The organism is Paenibacillus lentimorbus NRRL B-30488, assembly GCF_000411595.1.
Taxonomy (GTDB): Bacteria; Bacillota; Bacilli; order Bacillales; family Bacillaceae; genus Bacillus; species Bacillus velezensis.
The window spans coordinates 1-11369 of the sequence record NZ_ANAT01000011.1; the positions used below are offsets into that span (position 1 = coordinate 1).

The 11369-nt window shown below is 43.7% G+C and carries 12 protein-coding genes and 3 pseudogenes; 3 read left to right on the forward strand and 12 right to left on the reverse strand.

Features of this window, described 5'->3' with window-relative positions:
* From D368_RS06705 to D368_RS06735, 7 genes and pseudogenes are all read right to left on the reverse strand, one after another.
* The coding region (locus D368_RS06705; RefSeq protein WP_003151978.1) for a DUF5970 family protein at window positions 1-220 on the reverse strand (220 nt) is incomplete at its 3' end.
* A gap of 16 nt (window positions 221-236) precedes the next feature.
* Window positions 237-763 (reverse strand): annotated as a pseudogene (locus D368_RS06710) (stage II sporulation protein M).
* Entirely contained in the window at window positions 760-1464 is a 705-nt protein-coding gene (locus D368_RS06715) for an ABC transporter ATP-binding protein (RefSeq protein WP_031378397.1), read from the reverse strand. The pseudogene D368_RS06710 and the gene D368_RS06715 overlap by 4 nt, the downstream one beginning before the upstream one ends.
* Complete coding sequence (locus tag D368_RS06720; RefSeq protein WP_128574658.1) at window positions 1457-3112, reverse strand: hypothetical protein; 1656 nt, start codon at window positions 3110-3112, stop codon at window positions 1457-1459. Before D368_RS06720 ends, D368_RS06715 begins: the two co-directional genes overlap by 8 nt.
* 82 nt (window positions 3113-3194) lie before the next feature.
* A complete protein-coding gene (locus tag D368_RS06725; RefSeq protein WP_003151973.1) occupies window positions 3195-3530 on the reverse strand; it encodes an uberolysin/carnocyclin family circular bacteriocin in 336 nt (111 codons plus the stop codon).
* Window positions 3531-3595: 65 nt separating this feature from the next.
* Window positions 3596-4166: pseudogene (locus tag D368_RS06730) on the reverse strand (hypothetical protein).
* Between the two features lie 262 nt (window positions 4167-4428).
* Window positions 4429-4865: pseudogene (locus D368_RS06735) on the reverse strand (GNAT family N-acetyltransferase).
* A gap of 454 nt (window positions 4866-5319) precedes the next feature.
* Between D368_RS06735 and D368_RS06740 the strand changes: the two are divergent.
* The gene (locus D368_RS06740) at window positions 5320-6081 is read left to right on the forward strand and encodes an SDR family oxidoreductase (RefSeq protein WP_071392243.1); all 762 of its coding nucleotides are present in this window, start codon (window positions 5320-5322) and stop codon (window positions 6079-6081) included.
* Between the two features lie 139 nt (window positions 6082-6220).
* Here the strand turns inward: D368_RS06740 and D368_RS06745 are convergent, their stop codons facing one another.
* The 4 genes from D368_RS06745 to D368_RS06760 form a co-directional block, all read right to left on the reverse strand.
* Window positions 6221-6583, reverse strand: a complete 363-nt coding sequence (locus tag D368_RS06745; RefSeq protein ID WP_003151967.1) for a HesB/IscA family protein — start codon at window positions 6581-6583, stop codon at window positions 6221-6223.
* Between the two features lie 77 nt (window positions 6584-6660).
* A complete protein-coding gene (gene dapF, locus D368_RS06750) occupies window positions 6661-7515 on the reverse strand; it encodes a diaminopimelate epimerase (protein ID WP_128574659.1) in 855 nt (284 codons plus the stop codon).
* Window positions 7516-7637: 122 nt separating this feature from the next.
* Window positions 7638-8855: a NupC/NupG family nucleoside CNT transporter gene (locus tag D368_RS06755; RefSeq protein ID WP_024085753.1), complete on the reverse strand. Its 1218-nt coding sequence runs from the start codon at window positions 8853-8855 to the stop codon at window positions 7638-7640.
* 134 nt (window positions 8856-8989) lie between these two features.
* Window positions 8990-9226, reverse strand: coding sequence for a YuzB family protein (locus D368_RS06760; protein WP_007408721.1), 237 nt, complete (start codon window positions 9224-9226; stop codon window positions 8990-8992).
* Window positions 9227-9492: 266 nt separating this feature from the next.
* On the opposite strand from D368_RS06760, the gene D368_RS06765 reads away from it, so the two are divergent.
* Window positions 9493-10560: an NAD(P)/FAD-dependent oxidoreductase gene (locus D368_RS06765; RefSeq protein ID WP_101562394.1), complete on the forward strand. Its 1068-nt coding sequence runs from the start codon at window positions 9493-9495 to the stop codon at window positions 10558-10560.
* Window positions 10561-10597: 37 nt separating this feature from the next.
* Here the strand turns inward: D368_RS06765 and D368_RS06770 are convergent, their stop codons facing one another.
* Window positions 10598-10924, reverse strand: coding sequence for a YuzD family protein (locus D368_RS06770; protein WP_017419453.1), 327 nt, complete (start codon window positions 10922-10924; stop codon window positions 10598-10600).
* Between the two features lie 79 nt (window positions 10925-11003).
* Between D368_RS06770 and D368_RS06775 the strand changes: the two genes are divergently transcribed.
* The gene (locus tag D368_RS06775) at window positions 11004-11339 is read left to right on the forward strand and encodes a NifU family protein (RefSeq protein WP_169510385.1); all 336 of its coding nucleotides are present in this window, start codon (window positions 11004-11006) and stop codon (window positions 11337-11339) included.
* The last annotated feature ends 30 nt before the right edge of the window (window positions 11340-11369 follow it).

Sequence of the window (11369 nt, forward strand, 5' to 3'; positions counted from 1 at the left end):
AAATACCGAAATAAAGAGCCGCACTGGCTAACAGATTAATCACAAAAATAAACAAAAAGATGTAACGAATGAATTTATTTTGCACGGGAGCAAATATAAAGAGATATAGTCCTGCCACCCCAAAAGTAAGAACAGGAAACAGCCACTCAAAGGATAAAGAAATGATATAACCGATAATCATAACAATCGGCACACCGATTAATGATAATTTACTTCTCATATGATTTCTGCCCCTTTTACTTAAAAATTGGTGTGATGTAAGCTTCAATAACGGCAGCGGCGATCAGCAGACAAATAATAAGCAGCACCAATATTCCAATATGCCTGAACATTGAAGCCATTATCTTTTTTTCCTTAGAAAAACACAGCCTGATGACCAATTCAACGCCCTTAAAACCAATGGCGCCACTTAATAATAACGCAGGAACTTCAAATATACCATGAGGAATTAGCAGTAAAAAAATCTGATAAAAAGGAACCCCGCTATGCAGATTTTCTATAATAGAGCCGCTTAAAATAAACCCATTGGTGAATAAATAAAAGATTGAGGTCAACCCAAAGGTAAAAAACCCGCGGCTAAAAACAGACAAGCGATTGCATTGTTTTTCAGCAGTTCAACCGCGCCTGACGAGCCGTTGTAAGACGCTGATGAAACAAAGTGATCGGAAAAAAACGCAGCGATCACACCGCCTGAAAAAAACAGCACTGACGCGGTTAACGGAATGGCGGACGTTCTGATTGCCGGCAACATGCGGTTCATCATGTATAGATACGCTCAGCCAATTCTTCAATCTCTTCTAATGAATGCTCGGATGACTGATACTCCGCCGCAAAAACGCCTTCATGTATAATACCGATCGTATCGCACAGCGAATGCGCCAGCTCCAGCAGGTGAGTCGATAACAGGACCGTATTTCCCTGCTTGACGTACTCCTTTAATAACGTCCGTATCGTTTTACCGCTGATTAAATCAATGCCCGTCAGCGGCTCGTCAAGAATTAATATCTTTGGCTGATGAATGAGCGCTGCCGCAATTGATAATTTTTGTTTCATTCCATGTGAATATGTTTTAATCAGCTGATTTCCGTCTTGAGAAAGCTTCAGCGTCTCCAACATATTCTTTATATAATCATTTGTCCGCTGAGACGGCACTTGAAACATCTCCGCTGTAAAACGCAAGTATTCGACTCCCGTTAAATATTCATACAAAAAGGCATGGTCGGGCACAAAACCGATATCAGCCGATATTTGCCCCCCCTCTTCTGAATCCAGTTCCTTGCCGTCAATCATGACGCGGCCTGAAGTCGGTTTAAGCAGGCCCGAAATGATTTTCAAAGTCGTTGTTTTCCCGACTCCATTAGTCCCCAGCAAAGCATAGATTGAGCCTTTTTTCACCTCAAACGAAATATCTTTCAATACCTGTTTTTCACTATAGTTTTTTTGTATATTCACTAATTTAATCATTGTTCGCAAACCTTTCCGCCATATTGATTCTGCGAAGAAACAGAAACATGACTCCATAGTTTAATAGTGTGAACAGGACAAAAATACCTGATGCAGAATGAATAAGCATCGTTTCAAGTTCCGGCTTTTTATAGATAAAATACGACGTGATCGCAGCGATTTGAAGCGACACAATGAAAATGAAAGAACTGTATAAGTTGTTATACGTCTTTGCTTTCCCCGCTTCTCCAATTTCGTACAGATGCTCCCAGTTTTTCTTAGGATACAGGGCGGTGCTTGAAATCTGGACAAGACTGTATAAAAAACCCGAACATAAAAACACAATAAACAAGTAGATCGTCAGCGCCGCGGAAGACGGAAAAAACACCGTAATCAAAATGGTGATGATGAACGAATAGATAAGAGCGGCGAGATTATAAATACATACTTTCGGAAACACCAGCTGCCACGCATGTTTGATATTCCGGTGAAACAGATGCTGATTTTTTATTTCCCCGTCAACTGATAATACTGTTTTGAGCGCATCTCCGACGAGCTGATACGAAAAGTTCGCAATGATAACCGCCGCAGACACGATGGCGGCTGCCGAATACCCGATAAAGTGATGCGATAGAAGCGGAATACAAAAACCTAAAAACAGCATGAACAAATACAGCATACTGCCGAAGTTCCTGATAAAAAACCCGTCAATTCTCGATAAAAACAGCAGATCCTTTTGAAAAACGGCATGAAATATTTTGTTATTTCTATATAATTTCAGCTTTGGCGCAAAATCTGCGTTTGTCAAAAACATGTAAGGAATAAGGTCCATTTTCTTCAGCGTGGCCGACCACAGTTTAAACATCCCCGCCGTTAAAAGGACGGCGGCCGCAAACACCGCGGCGAAAACGAGCACGGAATGTGAGCGGAATGCTAACCATACATACGGCGTATTCATGAGGACGTTCCGGAAAGCCGGTGACTCCGTAAAGCTTGAAATATCCTTTGCGGTATACTCCTCAAACACGAGAAGATAAACGGCATACCCGACTGCAAGCGGAACCAGCAGGCTGACGCTGAATAAAATGCCTTTCATGATTTTCAAGTAAAACAATTTGCTCCATATATTTGTAAGAAGATAAACAACATAAGAAAACAGCATAGATAAAAATAAATTGAGAAGAAAATAAACGAAGCCCAAGAAAAATACGATGATCGCCGCAGACCCGGTCATGCCTGCGCTCGATAAAAACAAAAAGACCGGAAAAACAAAAAGATACCATACGAAAATGGTTTTTTTGATCGCCTGGCCGGCAAAAACAGAAAACAGCTGTAAAAAACGCACCTTTTTTAATTGATGAATGACCTTGCGCGTATCCAGCAGAAAAGCATTGTGATGTTCTTTAAAGAAGCCGGCAGCCCAAAAAAGCTGCTCAAGTGAAACGGCAATTAAAACAAATTGCCCCCATGCGCTGAGGGGCAGCTGAATCAGTTTTGTCCCGAATACAACACCGCATCCCAGGAAAACGAGATATAAACATAACAGAGAAATAATAATGGCAGACAGCAGTTTGCTGTTGAGTTGAGGAATGCCCCAATCTTCCTTTCTTTTTCGAAACGATGACAGGGTATTATATTTGATAAGAGCCGCAATTTGTTTGACTATCATACTTTCAATCCTTACATATGTATTTGGGAGAGAGGCTCTTTTTGCAGCTTGTACAAAAAGAGCAATTATTTATTGGTCGATTTTACCAAGCAGCTGCGTATTTTTTGCCGTATTTCTTAATCATTGTTTTTGCTGTTGCAACGATTGCATAAGAAATCGCGCCTGCGCCTGTAACGATACCGATGAGAGAAATGATAGAAGCAATTGTTGATGCCGCATCAATAATATCAATTGCTTTTTTAGCTGCTGCTGTAGAGATGCCCAGAGTCGAAGCTAATTCAGCATTGGCTGAGAATGCATGAGCCGCCGCCACGTTTAATTCAGTTCCCGTTAATAATAGTGCATAAACCAATGTTGCTGCAGCAAGAGCCGCGCCAAACAAAATGAAAGACTTTTTATTAGATTTTACTAAGTTCATCATAACATCTCCCTACTTTGTTTTTAATTTATAATAAAATTCAGCTTAATTGACTCTCTCCCGAGCTAAATTTTATCCGCCATAAAATAATTAAAGAAAATAGTAAAAAGTTTTAATAAAACAAAACATCCAGTCAAAATGATTCTCTTGCCTTTACTGAGATCGGTAAGTTTTCCTGCGGCAGCATAAAGAGCCGCAATTGATATGAGCAGAAATGGATCCAGCAGCTGCAGACTCAAGCTGGTGCCGCCGGCAGAATATATAAGCGAGGAATCAGCCGTTAAGTAGTTAACAACTGAAAGAATCAACATTTTAAATGCCGAGGTTAAAGAAGTCAGCGTATATAGAAGCAAATATATTTTTTCGGTTTTTTGTACCGAGAATAAAAGCGGCAACGAATAACAGAAATCCGCCTATCAGAATTTCCACAAAAGTTGTGAAGATCATAAACCCTTGCAGAAACATGACAATCGTACGAACACTTTTCTCCCCGATATCGTAGGTACTTTCTCCGACGGAAGAATAATATGACTGCAGAACTTTATCTGAAATACTGAATTGGAAGAGTAATGAACAGATCAAAATGATGAAAAAAGAACTTAAAAATATTTTTTTATTGCTCAATTGACCTATCATATTATCATCCTTTTCTTACAAAATAAATTAACTATTCTATACTTTTACAATTTAGTTTATTCCTATCAAAAAATCAATATCCTTTCGAAAAATATGACTTTAGAACGTGTCGACTAAGAGCACATCTTTCAGAGTTTTTGGTTCTATATACCCTTTATTTTTTTCCGAATTTGCAAATAGTACGATTTGGACAATGGATTTGAGGTATTAGAGAAGAATGATCTGTGGAATGAGACGCAGGGTATAAAAAAGGAGGATATTGTTATTTATCCTCCGGATGTATGATCGCCAGCACCTGATGATCTTCCCATTTTCCATTTATCTTTACATTTTTTCTCGCAATGTCTTCTTTATGAAAGCCAGCTTTTTCGAGCACCCGGATTGACGCCTTATTGTGCGGCATGACTCCGGCTTCTATCCGATGCAGTTTCAGCTCATTGAATGCATAATCGACTGCCAGCTTGACAGCCTTCGTCGCATAGCCTTTTCCGTTATGTTCACCATCTGAAAAATAACCGATGAAAGCGCTTTGGATGGCGCCCCGAACCACCTGAAAAAGGCTGATCGTGCCAATCAGGGTCTGATCCTGAAGAAAAATGCAGAAGAAGTTGTATTCTGTGTCATTTTCCGCATTCTTCAGTGATTGTTCAATTCGTTTTTCCGGCCTTCCAGCGTATAAAAATCCTCCTGTCCCGACATGGCAAACCGTTCAAAAAACGTGCGGTTTTCCGTCTGCAAAACCAGCTCCTGCTCTGCATCATTCAGGCTGAGCGGCCTGATATCAACGCTGTTTCCTCCTGCATATACATCGGCATCACCATCCTTTTGTTTTGATCAGAAACGTTTTTTAATTGCCTCTCACCCTTGTTATACGGTACGCTTTATCGCATCGAGAAAATCCAAGACTTTACGTTCACCTTTCCTTTCGTGCAAATGAAATCACAAGGTTCTTTTGTTGACTTAAACCGCGCTTTAAGCCGTATCATCATATTGTGACAAGGAAAGAATAGTTTTGGCGGGTTTCCCGATGATCTAAAAATCAATTTTACAGAATCACTGCTGTCTTAGTTTGCGGGATGAAGCAATATATTGATTGGATCAAAGCTGAAATGTTGACAAAGAAATGTAAAACAATCGGAAAAGAGGAGTTAATATGAAACTGACGGGAAATACAATACTGATTACAGGCGGAAATTCCGGAATAGGATTGGCTTTCGCAGAACGTTTTTTAAAAGCGGGAAATAAAGTCATCGTGACCGGACGGCGTGAGCACGCTCTTCAAAAAGCAAAGGAAACATTCCCGGATCTTATTACCTATGTCAGTGATTTGAGCATTCCATCTGAACGTATATCACTGTTTGATTGGGTGAAAGAAAATTATCCGGAAGTGAATGTGTTAGTAAACAACGCGGGGATTCAACAACGTTTTCATGTGCTGAAAGCGGATGCGAAGGACAATTGGGACTATTTTAATAAAGAAATCACAACGAACATTGAAGCTCCCTTCCACCTGTCTATGCTGTTCGCTCCGTTTTTTGCCGGAAAAGAAGATGCGGCTGTCATTAACGTCTCTTCGGGATTGGCTTTTACACCGCTTGCCATTGCACCGATCTATTCAGCAACGAAAGCTGCGCTTCATTCATTTACAATGAGTCTGAGACATCAGCTTTCTGATTCATCTGTAGAAGTGATTGAAGTTGCGCCTCCGGCGGTGAATACAGATTTAGGCGGAGCAGGGCTGCATACTCAAGGAGAACCGCTGGATGAATTCGCGGATGGGATTTTTAAAGGACTGAAAGAGGGCAAACTAGAAATCGGTTACGGTTCTTCAGCGGAACGGCTGCGCATGTCACGGGATAAAGCCGATGAACATACGGCAAATATGTACAATGCGATGAAACATACAATTGAATAACATCTTGAAAAAGCAAAACCCGCTTCTGTTGAGCGGGTTTTGCTTTTATTAAACAGAAACGCCTTTCTTAACAATGGTGCAAGCGCCATCGAAAAGAAAGACGTCCTATTTTTTCATCCTGAGAATGGCGGGCTGACCCTTAGCACTCTTCCGGCGTGCCGGCGTTTTTGGCCGTGCGGAAAGAAGATCCGCAGCCGCAGGAAGCGATGGCATTCGGGTTGTCAATGGTGAAACCGCCGCCCATCATGGACTGTTTGAAGTCAATGATCGTGCCGGTCATAATATCAAGGCTTTCGCTGTCAACCAAAACGGTGATTCCGTGCTGTTCAAACATGCTGTCTTTTTCGCCTTTTTCGTGCTCAAATCCCATTCCGTAAGACAGGCCGCTGCAGCCGCCGCCTTTTACGCCCACACGGAGAAACGCGTTTTCTTCTTCATGCTCTTTCATCATATCTTTTATATGCAAAGCCGCTGCTTCAGTAATAGTTACTGGAACACTCATAGGTAGACCTCCTTTTTTAAAAACGGATGCTGATATCTATTATAAACCTTGAGGAGCGTATTTCTCAAACGAGCTGTTTACAAATAATAGACGCCGCTGCATACGGTTTCGGCGGGTCCCGTCATCAGCACGTGCCCGTTGTCCCGCCAATTAATCACAAGATCGCCCCCCGCTAAATGAACGGTGATATCCCGGTTTCGTTCGGAAACACCGTTCAATACGGATGCGACAGCCGCCGCACAGGCGCCCGTTCCGCAAGCCTGTGTAATGCCGGAGCCGCGTTCCCATACGCGGAAATGAAGTTCATCGGCGCTGACGGTTTCCACAAATTCGACATTGACGCCTTCCGGAAATCTCGGGTCTTTTTCAATGACGGGACCGAGCGTTGTAAGAGGCGCTTGATTGATATCCGCAACCGGAAAAACAATATGGGGGTTTCCCATTGATACGGCTGTTCCGGAAAGCTCCGTTTCTCCAAAAACAAAAGTTTCATCGATCGTCCGTTCATCTTCATTGCCGAGCATCGGCAGCTCTTTTTTGGTGAGGCGCGGTTCGCCCATATCGACGGCGACTTCACGCACAATCCCGTTGTCTTCCGTAATGTCTGCTTTCACAAGACCTGAAAGCGTCTCAATGAAAAAGGACGTTTCTTCTGTCAGCTTATGTTCGTATGCGTACTTTGCCACACAGCGAAGGCCGTTGCCGCAATTTTTCCCTTCTGAGCCGTCATTATTAAAAATCCGCATTTTGACCGGCGCTTTTTCTGACGGACAGATGAGGATCATTCCGTCAGAGCCGATGCCCGTGTGAATGCTGGACACTTTAACGGCAATCTCAGCCAGCCGTTCTTCCGGCAGCTGTTCTTCTAATTGATTTACATATATATAACTGTTTCCAAGACCGTGCATCTTGGTAAAACGGAATGAATTCATATCGGCCTCCAACTTTTTTCTTTTACTTAGTATAAAAGCTCTTCCCCTCGGACACAATACAAATATCCCCCGTTTTTCATACATAAAAGCTCCCTGCATATGCAGGGAGCTTTTATCGTTTACTAAATAAACATGCCGGCAATCGCCGCGCTGAGAAGGTTTGCGAGTGTTCCCGCAATAACCGCTCTTAATCCGAGGCGCGCAATGTCCGAACGGCGGCTTGGGGCCAAACCGCCCAGTGTGCCGAGCATGATCGCAATCGAAGAGAAGTTGGCAAATCCGCACAGCGCAAAGCTGATAATCGTAGACGTTTTTTTAGAAAAGTCCGCAATATGCGGACCGAAGTTTGAATAAGCGACAAACTCATTCAGCACAAGTTTCTGTCCGATATAGCTTCCCGCTCCAAGCGCTTCATGCCAAGGAACGCCGATTACAAATGCGATCGGTGAAAACACGTAACCGAGAATGGATTCTAATGTAATATGTTTGAAACCGAACCAGCCGCCGATTCCGCCGAGAATTCCGTTCACTACGGCGATGAGCGCGACAAACGCAAGCAGCATGGCGCCGACATTTAGAGCAATCTGAAGGCCCGTGGACGCGCCTTTTGCCGCTGCATCAATCACATTAGCGGCGCCTTCGCCTTCTTCGTCCATATTAAAATCGCCTTTTATCGTCTGCGTTTTTTCCGTTTCAGGTATTAACATTTTTCCGAACACGAGACCGGCGGGAGCCGCCATAAAGCTGGCCGCCAGCAAGTATTCGATCGGAATGCCTAACAGGGCGTAACCGAAAAGCGTCGAACCCGCTACAGCCGAAAGGCCGCTCGTCATAATCGTAAACAGCTCGGAACGGGTCAATCCCGCAATCAGCGGTTTAATGGCAAGCGGTGATTCAGACTGTCCGACAAAAATATTCGCAGCCGCCGCAAGCGATTCCGTTCTGCTTGTCCCAAGAAGTTTTGACAGTCCGCCTCCGATAACGCGAAAGATGAGCTGCATGATTTTCAAGTGATACAAAACGGCAATCAGCGCTGAGAAAAAGATAATGACCGGCAGAACGCTCAGCGCGAAAGCCGGGCTGCTGCCCACTTTTAACAGCGGGCCGAAAATAAAGCTGATGCCTTCGTTCGCATAATCAATGAGAAGCTGCACACGGCTTGAGAACCATAAAAATACGGCCCGGCCGGCGTCCCACTTTAATACGATGAATCCGAAGGCCATTTGTAAACATAAACCGACAATGACGGTTCGCAGGTTAATTTTGCTTTTCTTCTCTGATAACAAAAAAGCAATGGCTAATATAGCAACTGCCCCGAGCAGCCCCCAAACGATATTCAATGAATCCACCTCTAAAATTTTATTTAAAAAAAGTCTTTATTAAGATAACAATATTTATTTTTGCTGTCTACAAATTTTTTATTTTGCCAAAACCCGGGGCGCAATAAAAAAGAGACCCCGTTCGGAGCCTCTGATTAAAACATCGGATTTTCTTCTATGAATGTATATATGTTGTCAACCAATTCAGCAGGCGTGCCCCCCGTGACCACTTCCCCGTTAACCAAGGCGAACAGGGACTCCATGCATTTTCCGCAGTAGCTTAAACAGCCGTACTCAAGCACGTCCAAGTTCGGATCCTTCTCTAAGATCTCAAGTGCTTCCTGGGAACCGCGCGCTAAATTGCTGACACAGAATTCAATCATCGGATTCATGCGGTTTCACCTCACATATGTACCTTATCCTAACGGAATTTCCTCTATTCGTCAAAGATCCGGTTTCACGCTCAATGTTATCGTAACATATTAATTCAGGTTAAAGGTTTTACTATTGCGTGTTTTCTGGTCAATTTGTAGGTTATTTTAAAACTATTATTGTGGTTTTAGATCAAATTCGATATAATTCTAGATGTTATTTTACATAGTTCGTTATTTTGTAACAACATTGACTACCATATTTTTCGGGCAAAAGGGGAATCATTATGAAAAAATTGGTCTTGATCGGCGGGGGTTACGGAAACATGCGGGTGCTGCACCGCTTACTGCCGAACCAGCTTCCGTCAGATATATCCATCACGCTGATTGACAGAAACCCGTATCACTGCTTAAAAACAGAATATTATGCGCTCGCAGCCGGCACGATTTCTGATCATCATATCAGGGTGTCTTTTCCTGAGCATCCGAATCTGGATGTTCAATACGGTGAGGTGGCTTCCGTCGACACGAAAAACAAACAGGTTCTGTTTCATGACCGCGAACCGATTTCTTACAATGACGCGGTGATCGGACTGGGCTGCGAGGATAAGTATCATAACGTGCCCGGCGCGCCGGAACATACTTACAGCATTCAGACCATTGATCAGTCACGCGAAGCCTATCAAAAGCTGAACAACCTCGGCGCCAATGCATCTGTCGCTATCGTCGGAGCGGGATTAAGCGGCGTGGAGCTTGCCAGTGAATTAAGAGAGAGCCGTGACGATCTGAAGATTATGTTATTTGACCGGGGCGACCTGATTTTATCAAGCTTTCCGAAAAGACTCAGCAAGTACGTTCAGAAATGGTTTGAAGAACACGGCGTCACCATTATCAATAATGCGAATATTACAAAAGTGGAAGACGGCATCGTTTATAATCATGATGAAGGAATACCGGCCGATGCCATCGTGTGGACGGCGGGAATTCAGCCGAATAAAGCCGTCAGAGAACTGGACGCTGAAAAAGACCCGCAAGGCCGCATCGTTTTAACACCGCATCACAACCTTCCGGGCGATGAGCATGTTTACGTCGTCGGTGATTGCGCGAGCCTGCCGCATGCGCCGAGCGCCCAGCTGGCTGAAGCACAGGCGGAACAAATTGTGCAGATCCTCCTGAAACGCTGGAACAATGAAGAGCTGCCGGAAACAATGCCGCAATTTAAGCTGAAAGGCGTCCTCGGTTCACTCGGAAAAAAAGCGGGCTTCGGTCTTGTCAACGACCGTCCGCTCATCGGGCGTGTGCCCCGTTTATTAAAATCAGGCCTTTTATGGATGTACAAGCATCATAACGGCTGATAAGAAAAAAGCCGCTGATTGCGATCAGCGGCCATTTTTAAGAGCCCGCCACATAGCCGCGCTTTTCCATTTCTTCATATATATCTTTTAAATGCGGATTCCCTTCCCCCACAATGACATCCTCCACCAGCACGAGCGGATAGAAAAATTCATCGTTTCTGATGCGCTCCGCAAGCTCTTCTGTCTCCTTTTGCTGAGGCGGTGCGTCAATATCAATATACCGCATGTTAAAAGGCTGCTCCGGGTATTTCCGTTTCAGCGCCGCCTCCAGCCATTCAAACGTATCTTTGGCGCTCGGCATATTCACGCAGCTTGCGCAAAGCGTTTCAGCGCCGTAAACACTGAGCGTAACCGGCTTTGTCATGTATATCATCCCCTTTACACCAGTATACAAAGGACGGGGCAGCTTTTGTATAAAAAACGGTTTTTATGTTCAAGTTTAAATATGCTATAATGGAGAAAGCAGCTTTGCAAACCAAACATTAGATTTTTACCGTTACTGTGAATATAATGGTTTTATGTATATGAAAGGAGCGAATCTCATGACTGAGGTTGAAATGAAAGAGCAAGTACAGGAAGTATTGGATAAATTACGTCCGTTTCTGCTTCGTGACGGCGGTGACTGTGAGCTTGTTGATGTAGACGAAGGCATTGTAAAGCTTCGCCTCCTTGGCGCATGCGGCAGCTGCCCAAGTTCAACGATTACGCTGAAAGCCGGAATTGAACGCGCCCTTCTTGAAGAAGTACCGGGTGTCGTTGAAGTAGAACAAGTATTTTAATCATAAAACCAGGCTGCATGACAGCCTGGT

What these genes read in the sequence shown, in the direction of transcription:
- D368_RS06715 (WP_031378397.1), bottom strand. Translation starts at nt 1,464, where the DNA reads ATGATTAAATTAGTGAATATACAAAAAAACTATAGTGAAAAACAGGTA.
- D368_RS06720 (WP_128574658.1), bottom strand. Translation starts at nt 3,112, where the DNA reads ATGATAGTCAAACAAATTGCGGCTCTTATCAAATATAATACCCTGTCA.
- D368_RS06725 (WP_003151973.1), bottom strand. Translation starts at nt 3,530, where the DNA reads ATGAACTTAGTAAAATCTAATAAAAAGTCTTTCATTTTGTTTGGCGCG.
- D368_RS06740 (WP_071392243.1), top strand. Translation starts at nt 5,320, where the DNA reads ATGAAACTGACGGGAAATACAATACTGATTACAGGCGGAAATTCCGGA.
- D368_RS06745 (WP_003151967.1), bottom strand. Translation starts at nt 6,583, where the DNA reads ATGAGTGTTCCAGTAACTATTACTGAAGCAGCGGCTTTGCATATAAAA.
- dapF (WP_128574659.1), bottom strand. Translation starts at nt 7,515, where the DNA reads ATGAATTCATTCCGTTTTACCAAGATGCACGGTCTTGGAAACAGTTAT.
- D368_RS06760 (WP_007408721.1), bottom strand. Translation starts at nt 9,226, where the DNA reads ATGAATCCGATGATTGAATTCTGTGTCAGCAATTTAGCGCGCGGTTCC.
- D368_RS06765 (WP_101562394.1), top strand. Translation starts at nt 9,493, where the DNA reads ATGAAAAAATTGGTCTTGATCGGCGGGGGTTACGGAAACATGCGGGTG.
- D368_RS06770 (WP_017419453.1), bottom strand. Translation starts at nt 10,924, where the DNA reads ATGACAAAGCCGGTTACGCTCAGTGTTTACGGCGCTGAAACGCTTTGC.